Raw genomic sequence first — 21,691 nt, forward strand, 5'->3', positions numbered from 1 at the left:
CCCCAGTCCGTCCCTCAGCCCCGGGTGAGCTTCTTGTAGGTGGCACGGTGCGGACGAGCCGCCTCCGCGCCGAGCCGCTCGATCTTGTTCTTCTCGTACGACTCGAAGTTGCCCTCGAACCAGAACCACCTGGAGTTGCCCTCGTAGGCGAGGATGTGGGTGGCGATCCGGTCCAGGAACCAGCGGTCGTGGGAGACGACCACCGCGGCGCCCGGGAACTCCAGCAGCGCGTTCTCCAGCGAGGAGAGCGTCTCGACGTCGAGGTCGTTGGTCGGCTCGTCGAGCAGCAGCAGGTTGCCGCCCTGCTTGAGGGTGAGCGCGAGGTTGAGGCGGTTGCGCTCACCGCCGGAGAGCACGCCCGCGGGCTTCTGCTGGTCCGGGCCCTTGAAGCCGAACGCGGACACATAGGCGCGAGACGGCATCTCGACCTGGCCGACGTTGATGTAGTCCAGCTCGTCGGAGACGACGGCCCACAGCGTCTTCTTCGGGTCGATGTTGGCGCGGCTCTGGTCGACGTAGGAGATCTTGACCGTCTCACCGACCTTGATCTCACCGGAGTCGGGGGTCTCCAGGCCCTGGATCATCTTGAACAGGGTGGTCTTGCCCGCGCCGTTCGGACCGATGATGCCGACGATGCCGTTGCGCGGCAGTGTGAACGACAGATCGTCGATGAGGACCTTGTCACCGAACGCCTTGGAGAGGTTGTTCACCTCGACCACGACACTGCCCAGTCGCGGGCCCGGCGGGATCTGGATCTCCTCGAAGTCCAGCTTCCGCATCTTGTCGGCCTCGGCGGCCATCTCCTCGTAACGCGCCAGACGCGCCTTGGACTTGGCCTGCCGCCCCTTGGCGTTGGAGCGGACCCACTCCAGCTCCTCCTTGAGGCGCTTCTGCCGCTTGGCGTCCTTCTGGCCCTCGACCTTGAGGCGGGACGCCTTCTTCTCCAGGTACGTGGAGTAGTTGCCCTCGTACGGGTGGGCACGGCCGCGGTCGAGCTCAAGGATCCACTCGGCGACGTTGTCCAGGAAGTACCGGTCGTGGGTGACGGCGACGACGGTGCCGGCGTACTTGGCCAGGTGCTGCTCCAGCCACTGCACGGACTCGGCGTCCAGGTGGTTGGTGGGCTCGTCGAGCAGCAGCAGGTCGGGCGCCTCCAGCAGCAGCTTGCAGAGCGCGACCCGGCGCTTCTCACCACCGGAGAGGTTGGTGACCGGCCAGTCACCGGGCGGGCAGCCCAGCGCGTCCATGGCCTGCTCAAGCTGGGCGTCGAGGTCCCAGGCGTTCGAGTGGTCGAGCTGCTCCTGGAGCTTGCCCATCTCCTCCAGCAGCTCGTCGGAGTAGTCGGTGGCCATCAGCTCGGCGATCTCGTTGAACCGGTCGAGCTTGGCCTTGGTCTCGGCCACGCCGTCCTGGACGTTCTCCAGCACGGTCTTGGACTCGTCCAGCGGCGGCTCCTGGAGCAGCATGCCGACCGAGTACCCGGGCGAGAGGAACGCATCGCCGTTGGAGGGCTGCTCAAGACCGGCCATGATCTTGAGCACGGTCGACTTACCGGCCCCGTTCGGGCCCACGACGCCGATCTTCGCTCCGGGCAGGAAGCTCAGGGTCACATCGTCGAGGATCACCTTGTCGCCGTGCGCCTTACGCGCCTTGCGCATGGTGTAGATGTACTCAGCCAACAGAAACCGTCCGGCAGATCTGGGAGTGGGCAGATACACCCCATCTTGCCGTACGCGGCCCGGACGACGGAAACCCGATCCGGGCGGCGGGGTGGCCGCCGCCGCGAGGCCCGCGGTATCCGGGGGCTGAACGCCGAAAGCCCCGGCACACCTTTCGTGTGCCGGGGCCCGGCTTACGGGACCGGGTTACCGGTCAATACTCACTGGCCGGCCGGAGTCGACTTCCGCTTGCGGAGGAAGAAGACGGTGCCGCCGCCGATCACGACGAGCGCGACAGCCGCACCCGCGATGTACGGGGTGGCGTTGCTGCTACCGGTCTCGGCGAGGTTGCTGCCACCGGTCGACGTGCCGCCCGTCGAGGACGAGCTGGGCGCCGGAGATGGCGAGGAGCCGCCGCCGCTACCGGCGGTCTTGCAGTTGAGGATGCCGCTGAAGGTCTTCGAGAAGCCCTTCGGGCCGCTAATGCTGATCTTGTAGCTCTGGCCCTCCTTCACCGGCACGGTGATGGTCTGCGCCTTGCCCGCGCCGACCGTGTACTCCTTGCCCGCGAGCTGGAAGGTGAAGGCCTCGTCGCCCTTGTTGGTGGCGGTGACGTCCACGCCGCCCTTGGCGCAGTCGACCATGGCGGACAGCGCCGGGATCGCGCCCTGCTTGGCCCAGGTGGCGGTGGCCTGCGCGGTAACCGTGCTGTCGCTGGAACCGGCCAGGATCTGGACCTGGCTCACCTTGTACTGGCCCACGCCGGTGAAGACGCGGCCGACCGGGACCTTGGTGGTCGCCTGCACGGTCAGTGCGGCGTTGCCGTCCGCCGTACCGGCCGGAACGTTGAAGTACAGCTGCGAGCCGTCGGTCGCGGTGGTGACCGACTTGCCGTTCTTGTCGACCACCTTCACGCCGGTGGCCGCACCCTGCGGGGCCAGGCTGACCTGCGCGGTGCTGGCGTCGGTGTGCACGGTGACCGGGCCGATGCGGTTGCCGGACTTACCGGAGACGGCGGGCGGCGTCAGGGTCAGCGACGCCTGCGGCTCGGCGCTGCTCTGCGCGCTGTTGTAGAGGTAGTCGGCCAGCTTCTCCGCGTCGGGGTTGTTCGCGGTGACCGACGACGACGCGGTGTTCATGTGGTCCGAGTACCGCCAGATGGCGACCTGCGTACCGGCGGCGGCGAGCTGCGGCGAGAGCGACCCGGCGCCCGCCTTCTTCGCCAGCGCGGTGAGGTCGTTCACCTGCGGGTAGGAGTTCTGCAGGATCCACTTGATCTTGCCCGCGCCCGGGTTGGCGCCCAGCGAGGAGGCACCCCAGGAGACCTCCTGGTATTTGGCGCTGTCCTGCGTGGGGTTGTGGATGTCGATGCAGTACGTCTGGATGGAGCCGCCGTCGTTGACCGACATCTCGAACAGGCCGGCGCCGACCTGCTGGTCGTGGCCGTTCTCGTGGATGGTGGCCGAGTCGTAGGTCTTGAGATTGCCAAGCGTGGCGGTGGCGCCGCCGGCAGCCGGGTCGGAACCATCCGCGACCGCCGACCCCGCGCCGACGATCGAACCCGCTGCTACCAGGCCGGATGCCAGCACAGCGGCGGCAAGGCGGGCAGCACGCCGCCTCCCTACAGTGAACATGGATTTCCCCTCCGGGCGAGACAGAAGTGTCAAGGGGCCCGTCTCGCCAGCCAGATCCGATCCCCCGTGGCTACTCGACGGATCCTAGGAACCAAGCGCACCGGCACCACCGCTAATCCCATTCGATAACCGATCCGAATCTGAATCGTTATCCAAATCACGCATGCTCCTGGAATTATCGATAAATCGGCCAGCCGACTTCACTACAGCTATTTCCCTAGAATTATGGCGAATAGCTGCAAAATTCCACGCTCCCGCCTTCACTGCTTTATCTGGCAGTGAAAGGTGCGAACCATACCGAAGCCGCTGATCCGGACGTTCAGAACGGTGCGAGCTCAAGCTGCGCCGCTCCGGCCTGCACGGCTTCGGCCTGCGCGGCTCCGGCCTGCGCGGCTTCGGCTGGGGCTTGTTCCTGGGCCGCCGCCGCTGGCTCCGTAGCGGATTCCGGCCGCTGTTCCGCCGACTCCGGGCGGGCCTTGACCACCCGTCGGAATGCCGACGTCCCCCGACTGAGGTCATGACCGACCGTCACCGCGTCAATGTCCGCCGAAACGAAGCTGCGCCCCTTGTCCTCCCGCTCCCGCACCCGTAGCCGCCCCCGCACGACCAGGGGTTCACCGACCCCCACCGACGCCGCCACGTTCTCGGCCAACGACCGCCACGCCCAGACGGTGTAGAAGCTCGAATGGCCGTCGGTCCAGCGCTCCCCCGCGCGGTCGTAGCGCCGCTCCGTCGTCGCCAGCCGGAACCGTGTCACCGACGCCCCGGTCGCCGTCACCTTCAACTCCGGCCGCGTCGCGGCGTTGCCGACCACCGTCACCAGCGTCTCGCCCATGTTCATGGTCCTGCCCTCCCCTTCATCTGCCGAGTCGTTGAGGACAGCGTGCACCCGGCCGGAAGGGGTGTGCCGCGGCGGCGTGAAATCTGTGGACCCCCCGCCGATTGTGGATAACTCGCCCACCCGAACGTGTGGTTCACCGCTTCCCACGCACCGGAAGCGACCGCGCCGCCCCCCTCGTCAGCGCCCCGCCACCACCCCATACCGCTCCCGTACCTCGCGGTACCGCAGCAACTCGGCGGCCAGCGGCTCAAGTACCAGCGCCCGGCCGCAGTCGGCCGCGGCGTCCCGCAGCCGGGCTTCCGTACACCGCCCGAACCGCCGCGCGGGCCCCCGCCCCCCGACCCGGCACATCCACGTCAGCACCGGCCCGCCGAACGCGCCAACCGCCAAGACCAGCAGGGGAATCCACACCGGAACCCCACGCGCCCACGACGCGCTCGTCACCAGCCCCAGCGCCCCGGTCACCGCGAGGACCAGCAGCATCCGCTGCACCGCCGCGGCGATGGACCACCACTTCGGACGTTCCCATTCCGCTTCCTCCGCCCGGGCCGCCGCCTCATCCAGCGCTTCGGACAAGCCCCGCGCCCCCCGTCGCGCGGCCTCGCGTACCGCCTGTGCCCAGGGCTCCGGCAGTCCTTCCGCCGCCGCGTCGGCGACGGCTCGTACCGCCTCCGCCACCACCGGTCGCGCCGCCAGCGGTGGCTCCTCACGCCACCCGGCGGCCCCCTGCGCCACCTGCCCGCGTCGACGTGCCCGCGGCCACGGCAGCCCGCAAGCGCGCCCGGCGGCCGTGCTCCACTGCCGTTCCGCCGCCTGCCCCACCGCGGCGGCGCCCACCGCGTCCGCCAGCTGGTCCGCGAACGCCTCACATGCCCGATCCGTCAATCCGGCCGTGCCATCACCGATGTACATCGGCCGCAGCCGCTCCGCAGCCTGCTCGACATCCGCCGCCAACCGGCGGTTGGCGGCACCGCGTTCGGCGACCAGCTGCCCGATCACCGCCCGTACCTCGCCGACGCCCTCACCGGTGAGCGCCGAGGCGGCCAGCACGACCGCCCCCGCCTCGCCATGCTCGCCCACCGCGATGCCGTCCTCGTCCAACAGCCTGCGCAGGTCGTCCAACACCTGCTCGGCGGCGTACGCCGGGAGCCGGTCCACCTGGTTCAGCACGACAAGTGTGACGTCGGCGTGCCCGGCCATCGGCCGCAGATAGCGCTCGTGCAGCACGGCGTCCGCGTACTTCTCCGGATCGAGCACCCACACCACGACGTCGACCAGTTCCAACAGCCGGTCCACCTGGTTGCGGTGGCCAAACGCGGCCGAGTCGTGGTCGGGCAGGTCGAGAAGCACCAGGCCCTCCACCGCGTCGTCGCGCGCCCCGTCCATCCCCAGCCGCGTATGGACACCGTCGAGCAGACTGCGGCGTGCGAAGCGGGAGTTGTGCGGGATCCCCAGGCGGTCGAGCAGCGGTTCTGCGCCATGCGAATCCCAAACATACGCAAGCGGTGAAGCGGTGGTCGGCCGCCGTACCCCGACCTCGGCGAGATCCAGCCCGGTCAGGGCGTTGAACAGCGATGACTTACCGCTGCCGGTGGCCCCGGCGAGCGCGACGACCGTATGGCTCAGGGAGAGCCTGCGCCGTTCCGCCGCCCGGTCCAGGACCGCGCCCGCGTCGGCCAGCGCGTCCGCCTCGACCCGGGTACGGGACAGACCCAGCAGCTCGCCCAGTGCGTCGACCCGCTGTTGCAGCAGGTCGCCGGAGTTTCCAACAGCCGCTCGCACGATGGTCAGCTCACCTTCTGCAGTACGGAGAACGTGGCGATGAGGGTTGCCTGCTGGCGCGGCGACACATCCAGGGCGTCGAGCGGGGCGAGTCGGAGTTCACGTTCGGCCCGCAGCAACTCGTCGACCATGGCGCTGAGTTCGTCCGCCGCGCGGTCGCGCATCCGCAAGGCGGCGAGCGCGCCGAGCCGCTCGGCCAGTTGCTCTCCCGCACCCCGGCCGCGCCGTCCGCCCAGTAGCGCGACACCGAGCAACGCGGCGATGTCCTCGGGGTCGGCGGGCGCTCGCTCGCCATCGCGGGCGAAACGCACTTCCTCGTACGCGAGGTCGGTGAGCGCGGTGCGCCAACGCCGCACCGCCCCGGCGATACGTTCCGCCATATCGCCTCCGCCCGCGGACCCGTCCTGCGGCCTGGGGAAGACCACATCCGCCGGGTCGAGCCGCCACCGCTCCGCCGCGGTCTCATCGGCCAGGTCGACCGCCGTACGCAGCAGGGCGGCGCACCCGTCAGCCAACGCGGACTGCAACGCCTCGGGCCCGCTGGCCGGATACCCGCGCCAGCGCGCGAGTGCCGCTCCGCAGAGCACCTCACCGCGCTCCACGGCTTCGGTGACCCGCTCCGCGGCGCAGCGGTACGCTCCGGCCACATGGCCGGTGAGCCGTACGACGGCGGCGTGTTGCGCCGCGGACGCCCCGGCGAGCGCGGGCATCCGTTTGCGCAGCGAGGTCAGGACGCCGGTGGCGGTGCGGCGCGCCGCCGCACCGCGGGTGGCGGCATCATCCGCACAGTGCCGCAGCCATTCGCGCAGTTCGTGTACGGCGGTACGCGGCAGCAGCCCGCCGCCGTCAGCCGATTCGGGGAGTTCGGGAACCGTGAACCGGGGTACGTCGCCGAGTCCGGCCTTGGTCAACAGCGCGGCGTAGTGCCGGGAGACCTCGTCCGCGATCTGGTGCGGCACCCGGTCCAGCACGGTGCCCAGCGCCACGTCGTACTCCTTGGCCGAACGCAGCAGATGCCAGGGAACCGCGTCCGCGTAGCGGGCGGCGGTGGTGACGAGGATCCAGATGTCGGCGGCGCAGAGCAGTTGGGCGGCCAGTTCGCGGTTGGCGGCGACGAGCGAGTCGACGTCGGGCGCGTCAAGCAGCGCGAGGCCCGGCGGCAGAGCGTCGGCGACCTCCAGCCGAAGACACGGCAACTCGGCGTCGTCCGCCAGGGAACCACGGTGCGTTCCGCCCGTGGCGTCCTCGAACCGTCCTTCGCGGTGGCCCGCGCCATGGCGAGGTCTCGCGGGCCGCCCCGCGTCCAGCTCCCAGCAGTCCTGCCGAGGCAGGCCGGCGACACTCTCCCGCGCGAACCCCGGCAGAATCCGCGGATCAGCGAACCATGCGCGGTCCCGGGGATGGCATACGAGGACGGGAGTGCGGGTAGTAGGCCGCAACACCCCCGCCTCACTCACCCGTCGCCCCACAAGTGAATTGACCAGCGTCGACTTCCCAGCCCCGGTCGACCCTCCGACAACGGCAAGCAACGGCGCCTCAGGCGCGCGAAGCCGCGGCATCAGGTAGTCGTCCAACTGGGCCAGCAGTTCCTGCCGAGTACGCCGGGCACGCGGCGCCCCTGGCAGCGGCAACGGAAAACGCGCGGCGTCGACGTGGTCGCGCATTACCGACAGCGCTTCGATCAGTCCAGGCTGTACGTCGAGGATCGCCACATGCGAAGAATGCCCAATTTTGGTCGCTTTTTGAAGCGTATCTTGCCCCTGTCCGCCTTCTTCGACCCACCCAGCCGAGCCCCGACACGCAAGTGACACCTGGGGCGCCGGGATAACGAGTGCACAACACCCGCCACGCGTGGCGTAAAAAACGCTGCAAGATTCGGACTAGCCTGCGATTATCAGATCGCTTCACCGAACCTACACAACGTGTCTCGGACGTGAAGCAACCGGTATGAGGTCCGCAGCCCTCTATCCTTGTCCCCGGCAAGGTCACGGAACCACCGAGCCCGCCAGACCACGGCCAGCACGGTCGGAACCGCAGGCACACCGGGGACGGACACAGCCGCGGCCGCAACCCGGCCCCCGTAGCTCAGTGGATAGAGCAGGCGCCTTCTAAGCGCTTGGCCGCAGGTTCGAGTCCTGCCGGGGGCACTACACAGAAGGATGCCGTCGGTCGGTAACGCTCCGTCGTCATCTTGCTCTCCTTGTGCTCGTGGGACGTACGACCTCGCTGGAAGGGGACGACCACCGCCTCGCTCGTGGTCTGGCTCACGGCCGGAATTGTTTCGCCAGTCAGGGTGATGCGGCAGGTGGCCAGGTTTGTGGTCCTGTCGTAGTGGATCTCCAGCCGGAGCGCTTCGAACAGCTGGCGGCACAGCTCGTCCGGCATCTTCGTCAGGTCGACAGGAGTGATCGGCAAGCGGCTCAGCAAGTCGGGGTTCGGAGCCTGCTGCACCTCATCTTCGAGCCTGGCGAGCTGCTGCTCCAGACCGATGCGGTGCTTGCGCAGCTCGGCCCGACGCTCGTTGATGTCGCGGATGAACTCTTGGTCAGGCTGCTCCACCAGCTCCAGGTTTCGGACGAGGCGCTTGCTCTTGGTGTTGTCCTCTGCGATGGCCCGATGCAGGGAGGCGATGCGCTCCGCCCGTTCCTGTCGCTGGACCGTGTCAAGGGTCTCGAGGTTGGTGTCGAGTAGTTCTTGGCGGTACTCGCCGAAGACGCGGGTTGCCAGGAAGTCGTTCAGCCCTTCGACCATGCCTGCCTCGGGCACCCAAACGCTCGCGGGGTGTCCATCAGGTCGGTAGCTCTTCTTCGGGGCGCAGACGTAGTAGCTGACCTTCTTGCTGGTCTTGCCGTAGAAGCGACGGCCGCACAGCGTGCAGAACAGGTAGCTGCGCAGCCGGTACGTCCGCTTGGTCTGGGGGTGCCTGTTCGTTACGGCGGCGCTTCGGGAGCGCTCCCTCAGTTCGCTGACCTGCTGGGCTTGTACGAATGTCTCTAGGTCGACCAATGCCTCGTGGACAGGCTCGGGAGACCAGATCCACTCTTCGACCGGATTGGGACGGTTCCTGCCGTTGCCCTTGCGGGCCCTCCGGTTCCAGACCATATGACCGGTGTACTTCGGGTTGGTGATGATGTCGCGGACATTGGAGTAGGTCCAGCGCCCCACGGTCATCTCAGCCCGGATAGGCGTGGGTGGCGGGTTGATGATCAGGTCGAGGTTCAGGCGGTCCGCGATCGCCTGGTAACCCAGACGCTCGACGACTCGCCAGCCGAACAACTTGCGCACCACGAGGCCCTCGACCGGGTGGACTTCGAGCAGTGTCTTCTTGACGCCCTTCGCTCGCTTGGCCGGTACAGGGTGAGGCACAGGCTTGGCGCGGTAGCCGTAGCATGCCTTACCGATGTTGTAGCCGTGCTCGGTGTGGACTTCGAAGCCCGCCCAGGACTTCTCCAGCATCTCCGTGACGTACCACTCGGCCACACCCTGCTTAACCCGTCGCGTCAGGATTTGCGTTGCCGTGCGGGCCTTGCGCGCGCCGGCGTCGAGGTTGATCGGCTCGTCGGAGGCGAGGAGGAGCACCCCGGCCTGCTCAAGGCGGTGCTCGATCTCGGTGGAGAAGTAGGTGCGCCGGGAGATCCGCTCGATGGACTCGCAGATCACCACATTGAAGCGGCGGTCCGGGCGAGCTGCCTCGTTCAGCAGGTCCTGGATGCCTCCGTCCCGCGGGATCGGGATCTGGAATTGCTCGTGCGCATGGCCACGGCCTCGGGCGGCCAGGTCCATGCGGCCGGATTCGATGTCGTAGAAGTGTGCGACGATCACGGCATTGTCGGGGAGCACCTTCTGGCTGTTGCGCAGTTGGCGCGGCAAGGACAGGGTTGGGTCCTGCTGGTCGTCTGTGGAGGTGCGCCCCGCAAACGCGACGAGGATCAACTGGTCCTCGGGGTTCACCTCTGGCTCTGCCGAGCCGTACCGCCTGCGTGATCCGCCTATGCGGCGTTGCTCTGCCCAAGCTCGGATCGCCTCTGGGCTATCACCCATTCCATGACCTCTCGAATGACGCGAGTTTGCTCTATGCGCAGCCGCTCGCCCTCGGCACCTCCGAGGATCTTCACCTCGAACAACAGTCGGGGAGGTTCGTCCGGCAGGAGGTGCCCAGTGTGTTCGTCCCGGCGCTCCGGGCTATCAGCCATGGCTTATGCCCCTCCCGCTCGGTATTCGGGTAACCATCTGAGGGCCAGGAGCCGTCCAGCACGGGCGTGCCCCCACGCGCATGACTCCGTTGCCTCGCCCTGCTGGCACCGGGACACGTCCGTCGAGGGGCCGCCCCCCGCAGCTAAAGCAGCTGGTCAGGCCCTCTTGAGGGCCCGGGAGCCTAGCACCGAACAGGCGAAAAAGGAGGCCCCGATACAGTTCCAGTTCCGTCAGTGGAGGTGGAGATCCTGCGGGTTGCTGCTTTGCAGCTGCGGGCTTCACGCTGTCTCCTCCTTCCCTACGGGGGTCGCCGCGCCGGGGCAGCAGACTTGACGCGCCAGTCGGGCGGTCGCGCCCGCCTGAAAAGCCGCGTTGAGGTCGATTCCGATGTAGGAACGGCCGAGTTGGCGGGCTGCCAGGCCGGTCGTGCCGGTGCCGCTGAATGGGTCGAGGACTACCCCGCCCGGTGGGCACCCGGCGGCGATGCAGCGCCGGGGGATCTCGATGGGGAACGCCGCCGGGTGTGCCTGGTGCCGCCGAGGGGTCACAGGGACGGACCACACGTCGCCGGGATTGCGGCCTCTCGCTGTCCGTACGGCTCGGTCGTCGTCTGCGGGTGGCGGCCAGATGCCGCGGGCGGTGTGGGGCTTGTTGCCGCCGCGGTGGGCTCGGCGGGACGGGGACCGGTCTCCGGTGTAGGGCTGTCGGATCGGGTCGAGGTCGAAGTAGTAGTACGGCTGCTGAACGAGCAGGAAGATCGTCTCGTAGTGGCAGCTCAGCCGGTCGCGGACGGGGAAGGGCGCGGCGTTGGCCTTGTGCCACACGATGGCGTTGCGCAGGATCCAGCCGTCGCTTTGGAGGGCGAGGGCGACGCGCCAGGGCATCCCCAGCAGGTTCTTGTGGGGGACGTCGGCTGCGGGCCGGTAGCGGGGCTGGCGGTACTGGCCAGGGCGGGTGCACCAGTAGCCGTCGCTGTTGGTGGCGTAGCTGTCGCCGAGGTTGAGCCAGGCGGTCCCGGTCGGTGACAGAACGCGTCTCAGCTCGGCGAAGACTTTCCGCAGCTGGGTGACGTAGGCGTCCGCGGTGGATTCGAGACCATACTGACCGTCGGTCCAGGATGCTCCGCAACTCGTGCAACAGCGTGGAGTGTTCGCGGTCTGGACGGCGATTTTCACGACGGCGTTCGCTGGGTGCGGACAGTCGGGGCTCCCGCCGCTCCAGGTTCCGGTGGCGTAATCCCGCAGGCGCCAGTACGGCGGTGAGGTGACCACGCAGTCCGCCGAGTTGGCCGGCAGGGTCGCCAGGACCTGCTCGGCGTCGCCGGTCAACAGGTTCACTGTGCTGCTGTCGTTCGAGAACGGCTGGCGGCTGGCCCCGCTGTGAGTAGCGGGCATGGAATTGGCGGTGGCCGGTCCCGGCTCCATGGGCCTGGTGTGGTGCTGCTTCATGCCACCCTGCCCGTTGCATTACGGCGCGGCCGACCGTATCCGGGGGCTTTCTCCTTCGGAAGCAAGCCGAGGCGGTTCAGGGCGATGTCGTGGAATGCGGAATTCAAGTCGACCCCGATGTAGGAGCGTTCCAATTGGCGTGCGGCGAGTCCGGTGGTTGCGGCGCCGCTGAACGGATCGAGGACGACGCCCTTGGGCGGGCACCCTGCCGCAATACACCGCAGTGGGATGTCCACAGGGAAGGTCGCGAAATGCGCGGCCTTGAGGGGGCGGGTCGAAAGCGACCAAACGTCGCCGGGGTTCTTGCCGTTGGCGTTGGCTGCGGAGTGGCGTTCGCCGGTGGGGCGCAGAGCTTCGCCGGGAAGTTTCGCGAGGAAGGGTGCGATGCTGCTGTACTTGCCGTTTCCGTAGATGCTGTTGCCGCGGCGGCGGGCCGTTGCGCCGATTCCGGCGTGGCGGCCTTTGTTCGCTCCGCCGATGACGAGGCCTTCGGTGAGTACTTCAGGGCGTGCCAGGGGTTCGCGGATGGGGTCGAGGTTGAAGAAGTAGCGTTGCTGTTTGACGAAGAGGAACAGCAATTCGTGGCGGCTGGATAGGCGGTCCCGGACTGATTCGGGCATGGCGTTGGGCTTGTGCCACACGATGGCGTTCCGCAGGATCCAGCCGTCGCTTTGGAGGGCGAAAGCCACCCGCCAGGGCATGCCGATCAAGTTCTTCCTGGGCAGTGCCTTGGTGCGGTCCACATCCGCGCGCTGGACGGAATCCCGCAGGCGCGCGACGGCGGCACGACTGGTGAGTGTGCTGGTGCGCATCGGATTGTTGGTGTGTCCGGGTGGGGTTGAGCTGTAGGAGTCGCCGAGGTTCAGCCATACCGTGCCGGTGTCCACGAGAATCCGGTGGAGTTCGGTGAAGACGACGCGCAGGGTTTCGACGTATTCCTCAGGGGTGGCTTCCAGCCCGTATTGCCGGTCTTCGCGGATGGCTCCGCAGCGCTGGCACGTTCGCGGATTTCCTCCCCGGTGGGCGGCCGAGGCCGGATATCCGAGGCTGGGGTGTTTGGTCTGCGCGGTGTTGGTGCCGCGACCGGCCGAATGGGCGCAGGACGGGTTGCCGCCGATCCATCGCCCGGTGCCGTAGTCGCGCAGTCCCCAGTAGGGGGGCGAGGTGACCACGCAATCGACGCTGCGGTCGGGGAGTTGACTCAGGACGTCGCGTGCGTCGCCGGTGTAGAGGGTGACGTCCTTGCAGGAGAAGTACGGCGTGATCATGCGGCACACCTCTGCGCGGCAGTGGTGTGGGCACGTTCGTAGCGCGGCAGTGGGGCCAGCGGCGGGCAGTGGAGGGCGGCGGCTTGGGCGGCTTCGGCCGGGGCTCGGAAGATCAGTGCCTCGTGGTGGGCGGTCAGGCTGATCGGGTGGCCGGTGGTGCGTTGGTTGCGGGCGGCGGCTCGGCGCTGTGCCAAGGAGGTGTGCGTGATGAGACGGTCGGCACGCAGCTCGGCCAGGAGGGCTATGCAGCGCTCGGTGGGCAGAAGTCCGGCTGCTTTTCCGGTGGCTAGAACGTCGCCGACCAGGTCGAGGAGGTAGCCGCGGTGGCGCTGGTGGTGGACGGTGACGATGACGTGGCCGCCGGGGCGTAGCAGCGGCCGGCACTGGAGCAAGATTGCTCGCAGATCTGTCACCGACCGGTCTGCGGGGTCTGCCGGTGGGCGCGGCTGATCGGCGCGGTCGGGACAGGGAGAGCGCAAGGCGGTGAGAAGCAGGTCGACGTGGCCGGTCAACCCAGCCAGCCGTGCGGCGGCGGGAGTGGGCGGACCGTCGAGGACCATGCCGTCGGTGGTAGCGCCGTCGCGTTTGGCGGTGGTGACGTTGCCGCGGGCTATGGGCCACCACCGGCGGTGGCTGGTGATGCCGACCGCGTGGCGGCCTGCGCGGAGGGCTTCGACCAGGACCGTCCCGGCCCCGCAGTTCGGGTCGAGGACGGTGTCGCCGGGGCGGGTGTACACGGCGACTGCGTGGGTGGCAATGGCCGGAGGCATACCTGCGGCGTCGCGCGTGGTGTCGGGCAGGTAGTGGCCCTCGGCGAGCTGGGTCTGGGTGTCCTGCTGGCCGGTGGCCCAGACCGAAGCAGCGGGGCGCGGCAGGGGCCTCGGTTGCACGGGGCGGCTCATCGGCTGCCTTCCTTCGTGCCGTGTTCCTCGGGCTGGGGGTGGGCGAAGATCAACAGGTCGGAGTGGACCCGGGCATGACGCGGTTCACCGGTGGGCGCCGTCAGCGTCATGGCGGCCCAACTGGCGGCTGGGCTGGCCAGTGCGCCGTCGCGGATGGGGACTTCGAGCAGCGCGATGCGATCGATTTCGGCCAGCCCGGCATGGCGCGCGGTGTGCGCCAGCAGACTGCTGGGGTCCGTCCACCGCCCGTCGACGTGGTCACCGTGGGTGATGAAGGCGAGGATCCCGGTCGGGGTCACAAGTGCGTGCCAGGGGAGGGTGAGGATCCAGTCGGTGGCATGTGGATCGACGATCGCGATCACCGCCTCGACGGGGTCGGTGCCCGACCCCGTCGGCCGGTCGGGGGGCGTGGCGAGTCGGTGGGCGGTCGGTGGCGAGTCGGCTGACCGGCGTGCGGGTCGGTCGGCCGACTCAGGGGCGGCCGGTGGCTGGGCGGCGGCCGGCCGGGCGTCGGCGACATGGTCGGCAGTGCGCACCTCGGTCGGCCGACCGAGTCGGGCTGCGGTCTCAGCGGCGTCGATCAGTCCGGGCGGCATTCCGCTTACCGACTGGCATCGCCCGGCGGTCGTCGCTTGCCCGCACTCGCCGTCGGGCTCCCCGTCGGGGGTCGGGGCGGCGAGCAGCAGCACACTGTCCCCCGGCGCGGTGTAGGTGGTGACGATCTTGTCGATGGTGTTCGGCAACCAGGCCAGGGCCTTCACCTCCGGATGATGGTCTTGTGCCACCGGCCAGACGGATGCCGGGCGGCTGGGACGCTGGCCAGTACGCCGACGGGCGGATCGGCGCGGGTGGCTGAGCGCGGGGCGACGGGCTGCCAGCGGGCTCGGCGTGGCGGGTTCGGCGGCGCGGTGAGCGTGGCGCGGTAGGGACACCGTGTTCTCCTTCGAGGCGCTGTCGCTTGCGCGAGCTGACACCTCAAAAGGCCGGGATTCGGCGCCGTTTTGGACACGACGAAGCCAAGATCTTTTATGGCCTGCCCCCCGATGGCACGGTCGGCGATTCAGACGCCGCCCCTACCGACCGGGCAACCTGCCGCGCATATACCGAGAGTCAGGAGAAGGCAGATCACCATCCCCATGGCCAAACCTCGCCGGATTTCTGAATCGCCAGATGCCACAACCGGAACGCCCCCCAAAGACGGCGGCTGGATTTCGTCCGGCTACTCCGGAACCCAGATGGAGAACGCACCAGGAAGGCATGGGGTAGGCAGCATCCGCATGCGGCCGACCAGCACGCGCGGCTACTAAGACTCACCTAGATCACAACTAAAAGCGCAGGTCACACGCTACTAAGCCGCCACTAAAGCCCGGTCGCGTACCGCCGGTCGACACCCACGGAACGATCACCCAACTCGACTGTGCAGCAACACTTTTAAGCGTGTTTTAGTAGCGGTGACCAACGACCAAGGCAGAACTCTTGTTCTTTTCCTGGCCTTTTCTTGTCGTGGGCCTGGCTCGCTTGAGGCGCCATCTCTTCCCCGTTCGAGGAGGCGCCACATCATGGTTGTTCATCGCATCGCAAACGGCAGCGACGACCACGGCTCAGAACGCGAACTTCCTTTGGATGTTGCGCGGGAGTGCTTCACCTTGCTGGTGACCGGGCCGAACCCACTGTCCCTGGACGGCCGCGAGTTCCGCGGCCTGCCGAACCGGCTGATCCCGCTCGATGAGTTGCGGGACCGGATGCTGCGGCGGCGCTGCCCGCGTGCCACGCGCGATACCGTGTGGGCGCACCTGGTGCGCCGTTCGCACCAGGAGGGCGCGACGTGGACGCTGGCGTGTGCGGGCATGGCGGTGCCCGCGCTGAGCGGTGTGGCGCGCTGGCTCTCGTCCCGCTTCCCTGGTGATCCGTTCGATGTCCACGCCGAGGTCCTGTCGGGCTTCCTGAGCGCGCTGTCGACCATCGATCTCGGCCGACCGCGGGTGTTGGTGCGGCTGCGGTGGGCGGCCTACCGCCAAGGGTTCGCGGCGCTGTCGGAAGCGCTGGACGCTCCCACTCCGGTCGCACCCGGATTCCGCTCCGCTGCGCCCCGACCGCCGTGGGGCCACCCCGACTTGGTGTTGGCCAAGGCGGTCCGCTCCTTGGTCCTGACCCGGACCGAGGCCGACCTGATCGGCGCAACCCGACTCGACGACATGGCGATCGCCGACTGGGCGGACCGGCACCAGACCACACCGGGGGCCGCCTACAAGGTCCGTCAACGGGCCGAGGCCCGGCTCGTCGCCTTCCTCCGCGACGAGGCCCGCGACGTCGACCCCGATGACCCGGTCGCCGCCTCCGCGATCGACGGCCTGTCGAACGCCGGGCCCGCTTCCGACCGCGCCAGCGGTCCAACGCACCCCGCCCCGTCACAGTCCGTAACGCCCCCTTCGGCCGGCGACGTGTCGGACCGGGCCGAGAAATCTTCGATCGGCGTGTCCAAAAAGGGGCTTGAATCCGGCCTTTTGAGGTGCGGGAGCACCACGCCCGCCTCGACGTCCACGCCGCCCTCGGAGGTGCGCCGATGCGCCTGATACCTCTCTCCCACCGCCTCAGCCGCGCCACCGTCCGGGCGACGGTCACCGGGTGGCGACCGGTCCCCTGGCTGCGCCGGTCGCTGCTGCTGGCCGGGCTTGCTCTCCTGGCGCCGCTGTTCGCCGCTTCGGCGGCACACGCCGAAGCGGTGCAGGCCCTGGCGCTGGCTGGTTCGGTCAATGACGTCCTCAACAACGTCCGCAACTGGATCATGGGCATCCTGGCGGGCCTGGCCACCGTCTTCTTGTCCATTGGCGGGGTCCGGTACGTCATGGCGGGCGGCGACCCCAGCGAGGTCGAGAAGGCCAAGACGGCGTTCAAGAGCGCAGGTTTGGGTTACGCGCTGGCTGCGCTGGCGCCGCTGGTGGTCCAGATCCTCAAGGGGATCGTGGGGGCCTGATGTCGACCGCGGTTTTCACTCGTTCGCTTCCTGACCCGGCTCCGCCCCGTCCCACGATGGCGGACGGCGCGGGGATGCGGGGAGCCGGTCGGCGGGCTCGCCGCTCCCAGAGGGGCAGCGGGCGGCGTCGCTGGCGCACGATCGCCGTCCTCGGCGGGTTGGTGCTCGTCGTGGCGTCCGTCGTGCTCGCGCAGGCCGACCCGCGTCCTTCCCCCGCACCGGGGCCCGCACCGACGGCGTCCGCGCCGGCGACACCGGCGCCGTCGACCACGGCGTCCCCGTGTGCGTCTTCGGCCTGCCATCCGCGCCCTGGAGCGTCGGCCCCGTCCAAGCCCTCATCGCCGCCGTCGCCGACCGCGCTGCCTTCGCCGAGCGCGTCGAACACCGGTAGCGGGGCCGGCGGGATCACCGGATGGATCACGGGTGCGATCACCGGGGCCATCAACTCCTTCTTCAAGGGCGTGGTCGTCGCTGCCCTCAACCCTCTGCTGAACCTGCTGGGCAAGACGCTGCTGACCACCCCAACACCCGCCTCGTTGCCGCGGATCGGGGAGTTGTGGAACAACTCCTGGGCCATCGCGATGGCCTGCTACGCGCTTCTGGTGACGGTCGCCGGTGTGGTGGTCATGGCGCACGAGACGGCTCAGACCCGCTACTCGATCAAGGAGATGGCCGCACGGATCCCCTTGGGCTTCATCGCTGCTGCGATGTCGCTGTTCCTGGCGGGCCAGGCCATCACGATCGCCAACGCCCTCTCCCAGGCCCTCATGGGCCCCGGAGTCGACGAGAACAGCGCCGCCATCACGCTGCGGAACATCGTGCTCAACCCGCTCAACGCCCTCGACAACAGCTTCTACCTGGTCCTGCTCGGAGCCGTGTTGGCCGGGATGCTGGTCGCGGTCCTGGTCACCTACGCCGTACGAGTCGCCCTGACCGTCATGCTGATCGCCGGAGCACCGATCGCGCTGATGTGCCACGCCCTGCCACAGACCGACGGCATCGCGCGGTGGTGGTGGAAGTCCTTCGGCGGCGTCCTGGCCATCCAGATCGTCCAATCCGTCGCGCTGATCACCGCGTTGCGGGTGTTCCTGGCGCCGGGCGGGTTCACCCTGCTCGGCCCCACCCCGGACGGGCTGGTCAACATCCTCGTCGCGCTCGGGCTGATGTACATCCTGTTCAAGATCCCCTTCTGGATCCTTAGCGCGACCCGGCTCAGCAATAGGCGCTCGCTCGCCGGGAGCCTCGTGCGCACGGTCGTGATGGCCAAGACGTTCGGCCTCCTGCGCAGCGCGGCGGGCAAGGGCTCCCGCCCGCGACCCTCCCGAAACCCGCGACCCTCGGGACCGCCTCCACCGCAGCGCGGCGGGAGGGGTCCCCGGCCTGGGCCCCGACCTGGCTCGCCGAGGACACCGCGTACGCCGCTGCGCCCGCCAGGCTCCCCGCTGTTCATCTCGCCCAACCCGCCCTCGCCCACGGCCCACCGAGCGACCGGGCGGGCAGCCGGACCGCCGCCCATGCCCGTCTTCCAGGCCCCCGGAGCACCGGCTAACGGACCCAGCGTCCCGCCGGCCTCCCCACCGCCCAGGCCGAGTGGCCCACCCGGGCAGCCGGTCTTCCGGGCGCCCGGCACCACCCAGCCTCCGCCCCGAGCCCCGCGGCGCACCACGCCGCCCGGACCGCCGACGTTCCGGCAGCCGAATCCGCAACCGACACCCCACCCGAGCCGGGCCAACCAGCCTCCCGCTCCCGCCACTTTCCAGCCTCCGGCGGCGACCAGCACCCCGCGGCCGGTGCGCCGCACCTACCCACCGGCTCCCACAACTTTCAGCTCACCCCCACCGGCCAGCACCCCGCCCAGGAGGCGCACGCCTCCACCACCACCGTCCCGGAGCGGTCAGAACTCGCAAGGAGGTGACCGGCGATGAGCCAGATGGTGCGGATCCCCGCGGACGTCGACCGGGAAGACCGGGTCCTGGCCAGCCTCACCGCCCGACAACTGCTGATCCTGGCGGTCACCGGCCTCGTGCTGTACGGGGGCTGGTCGGTCACCCGTGCCTTCCTGCCGCTGCCCGTCTTCGCGGTGGTGGCACTGCCCATCGGCGCCACAGCCGCCGTCCTGGCCCTGGGGCAGCGGGACGGCCTCTCCCTGGACCGGCTCGCGCTCGCCGCGCTCCGGCAACGCGTGGCCCCCCGCTACCGGGTGGCCGCTCCCGAAGGCATCCACCCCGCCCCCGGGTGGCTTGTCAACCGAGTCACCGCAGGCCAACAGAGCGAGCACGCGGCCATCTCGCCAGCGGCGTTGCGGCTGCCGGCCGAGCAGATCAGCGAGGCCGGGGTGATCGACCTGGGCAGCGATGGACTGGCCGTCGTGGCGGTGTGCAGCACGGTCAACTTCGCGCTGCGCACCCCCGCCGAACAGGAAGGGCTGGTAGCGGCGTTCGGCCGGTACCTGCACTCGCTCACCGCACCGGTCCAGATCCTGATCAGGGCCGAACGCCTCGATCTGTCCGGGCAGATCGCCGAACTGCGGCAGTGTGCTCCCGGCCTGCCACACCCCGCGCTGGAGCATGCGGCTGGCGAGCACGCCGACTACCTGCACCAGCTCACCGGCACCACCGACCTGTTGCGCCGCCAAGTCCTGCTCGTCCTGCGCGAACCCGTCCACGCCACCGGCCCGGTCGACGGGCTCGGTGGCGCCTCCCCCCTCTCCGCGCTCACCCGGCGCCGCGCCGCCAACCAGCAGGGCGAACCCGTCGACCACGCCACCCGCCGGGCGGCCGAAGCACGCCTGGTCCGCCGACTCGCCGAAGCCAGCGAACTGCTGTCCCCGGCGGACATCATCGTCACCCCCCTGGACCCCGGCCAGGCCACCGCTGTACTCGCCGCGGCGTGCAACCCCGACAGCCTCATCCCCCCGTCCTCCCGCCTCGCCGGAGCCGACGAGGTGATCACCACAGCGGCATCCGAGGAGCCGTGGGCCGAGCAGGGAGACGAACAAGGCTGGGCGGATGAGCCCTGGAACGACACCCACGGAAGGAGGCGCACGACGTGAAACGCCCCCGCCGCACACGATCCTCGCTTCCTGATCAGCCTCCGAGCCTGGCCGCGCCGTCGGTGGGCGGGGCCGGGGCATTCACTCCCGATGCGCTCGCCGTCGCGCCCCGGCATCTGGAAGTCGGCGGCGAACACGTAGCCTCCTTCGCGATCACCGGCTTCCCCCGGGAGGTCAGTGCAGGCTGGCTGCAACCGTTGCTGACCTACCCGGGACGGGTGGACGTCGCGCTGCACGTCGAGCCGATCGACCCGGTCACCGCGGCCAACCGGCTCAAGCGGCAGCTGGCCAAGCTGGAGTCCGGACGCCGATACGCCGACGAGAAGGGCCGGCTGATCGATCCGCAGGTGGAGGCCGCGACCGAGGACGCCTACGACCTGTCCGCCCGGGTGGCCCGCGGCGAGGGCAAGCTGTTCCGCCTCGGCCTGTACCTGACCGTGCACGCCTCCAGCACCGAGGAGTTGGCCGACGAGGTAGCCGCCGTCCGCTCGCTGGCCGCGAGCTTGCTGCTGGACGCCAAGCCGACCACCTACCGCAGCCTGCAAGGCTGGGTCACCTGCCTGCCGATGGGCCTGGACCTGATCAAGATGCGGCGCACCTTCGACACCGCCGCCCTGTCCGCCGCGTTCCCCTTCACCAGCCCCGACCTCCCTCCGGCCGACCCCACGTCGGTCGCCGCCCCGAGCGGGGTGCTGTACGGGTACAACGTCGGCAGCCAAGGTCTCGTGCATTGGGACCGGTTCGCCCTGGACAACCACAACGCGGTCATCCTCGGCCGCTCCGGGGCCGGCAAGTCCTACCTGGTCAAGCTGGAGTTGCTGCGCTCGCTGTACCGCGGGATCGAGAACCACGTCATCGACCCGGAGGACGAGTACGCCCGCCTGGTCGCAGCCGTCGGCGGCACCTACGTCCACCTCGGCGCCGAGGACGTCCGTCTCAACCCGTTCGACCTGCCCGTCCACACCCGCCCCGATGGGCGCCGCACCGCCCCGAAGGACGCCCTGGTCCGCCGCTCGCTGTTCTTGCACACGGTCATCGGTGTCCTGCTCGGCTCCCCGCTCGCCCCGGCGGAACGCGCAGCGCTGGACCGCGCGATCGCCGCTACCTACCAACGCGTCGGGATCACCTCCGACCCGCGCACGTGGACCCGCCCCGCGCCCTTGCTCGCCGACCTCGCCGAGGCGCTGGAGACCTGCGCCGATGCCACGGCTCAACAGGTCGCGGCCCGGCTGCACCCCTTCGTCCACGGCGCGTTCGCCGGCCTGTTCGCAGGTCCCACCAGCACTCGGCCCGAGGGCCACCTGGTGGTCTACTCCCTGCGCGACCTGCCCGACGAACTCAAAGGCATCGGCACGCTGTTGACCTTGGACGCGGTGTGGCGGCGGGTCTCCAATCCGGCGGTGCGCAAGCCCCGTCTGGTCACGGTCGACGAGGCGTGGCTGCTGATGCAGCAGAGCGCCGGGGCCGACTTCCTGTTCCGCATGGCCAAAGCCAGCCGGAAACACTGGGCCGGCCTCACCGTCGCCACCCAGGACACAGCCGATGTTCTCGGCACGGATTTGGGCAAAGCTGTGGTGGCCAATGCCGCAACCCAAATCCTGTTGCGCCAGGCACCGCAAGCCATCGACGAAATCACCCGCACCTTCAACCTGTCCGAGGGTGAACGGCAATTCCTGCTCTCAGCCGACCGCGGCCAGGGGCTGCTGTCCACGGGCACGCAACGGGTGGCTTTCCAGAGCATCGCGTCCCCCGCCGAGCATTACTTGGTCACCACGAATCCCGCCGAACTCGCCGCCTACGCCGAATCCCATCCCACGGCAGACCCCGAGGACTCCTTCGTGGACCTCGGGAGCGATGGGTGGGCCGGAGATGACTTCGACTCCGAGCCGGACGGTCAGATCGACCTCGAAGCGGCCTGATACACCCGCCACGTACGTC

At 69.3% G+C, this 21,691-nt stretch carries 17 protein-coding genes, 1 tRNA gene and 1 pseudogene; 9 read left to right on the forward strand and 10 right to left on the reverse strand.

Going from position 1 to position 21,691, the window contains the following annotated elements:
• Positions 1–14 precede the first annotated feature (14 nt).
• The 5 genes from ettA to P2L57_RS22215 all read right to left on the reverse strand — a co-directional run bounded on the left by ettA (position 15) and on the right by P2L57_RS22215 (position 7,579).
• Positions 15–1,679, reverse strand: coding sequence for an energy-dependent translational throttle protein EttA (gene ettA, locus P2L57_RS22195; protein WP_275817245.1), 1,665 nt, complete (start codon positions 1,677–1,679; stop codon positions 15–17).
• Between the two features lie 200 nt (positions 1,680–1,879).
• Entirely contained in the window at positions 1,880–3,292 is a 1,413-nt protein-coding gene (locus tag P2L57_RS22200; protein ID WP_275817247.1) for a Cys-Gln thioester bond-forming surface protein, read from the reverse strand.
• A gap of 319 nt (positions 3,293–3,611) precedes the next feature.
• Positions 3,612–4,127 carry a single-stranded DNA-binding protein gene (gene ssb / locus P2L57_RS22205; RefSeq protein ID WP_275817504.1) on the reverse strand — a complete coding sequence of 172 codons (516 nt, stop codon included), beginning with the start codon at positions 4,125–4,127 and terminating at the stop codon, positions 3,612–3,614.
• A gap of 183 nt (positions 4,128–4,310) precedes the next feature.
• Positions 4,311–5,915 (reverse strand): GTPase, encoded by a 1,605-nt coding sequence (locus P2L57_RS22210; protein ID WP_308292501.1) that lies wholly within the window; start codon positions 5,913–5,915, stop codon positions 4,311–4,313.
• A 5-nt stretch (positions 5,916–5,920) separates the two neighbouring features.
• Positions 5,921–7,579, reverse strand: coding sequence for a dynamin family protein (locus P2L57_RS22215; RefSeq protein WP_275817506.1), 1,659 nt, complete (start codon positions 7,577–7,579; stop codon positions 5,921–5,923).
• Between the two features lie 410 nt (positions 7,580–7,989).
• On the opposite strand from P2L57_RS22215, the gene P2L57_RS22220 reads away from it, so the two are divergent.
• Together P2L57_RS22220 and P2L57_RS22225 are read left to right on the forward strand one after the other, a co-directional pair.
• Positions 7,990–8,062 (forward strand) — tRNA-Arg (locus tag P2L57_RS22220).
• Between the two features lie 184 nt (positions 8,063–8,246).
• Entirely contained in the window at positions 8,247–8,606 is a 360-nt protein-coding gene (locus P2L57_RS22225; RefSeq protein ID WP_275817249.1) for a hypothetical protein, read from the forward strand.
• Positions 8,607–8,894: 288 nt separating this feature from the next.
• Here the strand turns inward: P2L57_RS22225 and P2L57_RS22230 are convergent.
• Positions 8,895–9,371, reverse strand: a pseudogene (locus P2L57_RS22230) (recombinase family protein); the annotation flags it as partial.
• Here P2L57_RS22230 and P2L57_RS22235 point away from each other — a divergent pair.
• A complete protein-coding gene (locus tag P2L57_RS22235) occupies positions 9,327–9,899 on the forward strand; it encodes a hypothetical protein (protein WP_275817251.1) in 573 nt (190 codons plus the stop codon). The pseudogene P2L57_RS22230 and the gene P2L57_RS22235 sit on opposite strands and share 45 nt — an antisense overlap.
• Positions 9,900–10,387: 488 nt before the next feature.
• Here the strand turns inward: P2L57_RS22235 and P2L57_RS22240 are convergent, their stop codons facing one another.
• From P2L57_RS22240 to P2L57_RS22255, 4 genes are read right to left on the reverse strand one after another with little or no spacing between them, the layout of a single operon-like run.
• Positions 10,388–11,557, reverse strand: a complete 1,170-nt coding sequence (locus P2L57_RS22240) for a DNA-methyltransferase (RefSeq protein WP_275817253.1) — start codon at positions 11,555–11,557, stop codon at positions 10,388–10,390.
• The gene (locus P2L57_RS22245) at positions 11,554–12,825 is read right to left on the reverse strand and encodes a DNA-methyltransferase (protein WP_275817255.1); all 1,272 of its coding nucleotides are present in this window, start codon (positions 12,823–12,825) and stop codon (positions 11,554–11,556) included. The genes P2L57_RS22240 and P2L57_RS22245 overlap by 4 nt, the downstream gene beginning before the upstream one ends.
• On the reverse strand, positions 12,822–13,727 hold the full coding sequence (locus P2L57_RS22250; RefSeq protein ID WP_275817257.1) for a DNA methyltransferase: 906 nt from the start codon (positions 13,725–13,727) through the stop codon (positions 12,822–12,824). The genes P2L57_RS22245 and P2L57_RS22250 overlap by 4 nt, the downstream gene beginning before the upstream one ends.
• A complete protein-coding gene (locus P2L57_RS22255; protein ID WP_275817259.1) occupies positions 13,724–14,488 on the reverse strand; it encodes a hypothetical protein in 765 nt (254 codons plus the stop codon). Before P2L57_RS22255 ends, P2L57_RS22250 begins: the two co-directional genes overlap by 4 nt.
• A 197-nt stretch (positions 14,489–14,685) precedes the next feature.
• On the opposite strand from P2L57_RS22255, the gene P2L57_RS22260 reads away from it, so the two are divergent.
• The 6 genes from P2L57_RS22260 to P2L57_RS22285 all read left to right on the forward strand — a co-directional run bounded on the left by P2L57_RS22260 (position 14,686) and on the right by P2L57_RS22285 (position 21,672).
• Positions 14,686–14,889, forward strand: a complete 204-nt coding sequence (locus P2L57_RS22260; RefSeq protein WP_275817261.1) for a hypothetical protein — start codon at positions 14,686–14,688, stop codon at positions 14,887–14,889.
• Between the two features lie 397 nt (positions 14,890–15,286).
• Positions 15,287–16,300 carry a hypothetical protein gene (locus P2L57_RS22265; RefSeq protein ID WP_275817263.1) on the forward strand — a complete coding sequence of 338 codons (1,014 nt, stop codon included), beginning with the start codon at positions 15,287–15,289 and terminating at the stop codon, positions 16,298–16,300.
• Complete coding sequence (locus tag P2L57_RS22270) at positions 16,291–16,701, forward strand: pilin (RefSeq protein WP_275817265.1); 411 nt, start codon at positions 16,291–16,293, stop codon at positions 16,699–16,701. Before P2L57_RS22265 ends, P2L57_RS22270 begins: the two co-directional genes overlap by 10 nt.
• A 56-nt stretch (positions 16,702–16,757) precedes the next feature.
• The gene (locus P2L57_RS22275) at positions 16,758–18,626 is read left to right on the forward strand and encodes a TrbL/VirB6 family protein (RefSeq protein ID WP_275817267.1); all 1,869 of its coding nucleotides are present in this window, start codon (positions 16,758–16,760) and stop codon (positions 18,624–18,626) included.
• The gene (locus P2L57_RS22280; protein ID WP_275817269.1) at positions 18,623–19,753 is read left to right on the forward strand and encodes a PrgI family mobile element protein; all 1,131 of its coding nucleotides are present in this window, start codon (positions 18,623–18,625) and stop codon (positions 19,751–19,753) included. Before P2L57_RS22275 ends, P2L57_RS22280 begins: the two co-directional genes overlap by 4 nt.
• Positions 19,750–21,672, forward strand: a complete 1,923-nt coding sequence (locus P2L57_RS22285) for a VirB4 family type IV secretion system protein (protein ID WP_275817271.1) — start codon at positions 19,750–19,752, stop codon at positions 21,670–21,672. Before P2L57_RS22280 ends, P2L57_RS22285 begins: the two co-directional genes overlap by 4 nt.
• Positions 21,673–21,691: the final 19 nt, after the last annotated feature.

The sequence above is a fragment of the Streptantibioticus ferralitis genome (assembly GCF_029223525.1).
GTDB classification, from domain to species: Bacteria; Actinomycetota; Actinomycetes; order Streptomycetales; family Streptomycetaceae; genus Streptantibioticus_A; species Streptantibioticus_A ferralitis.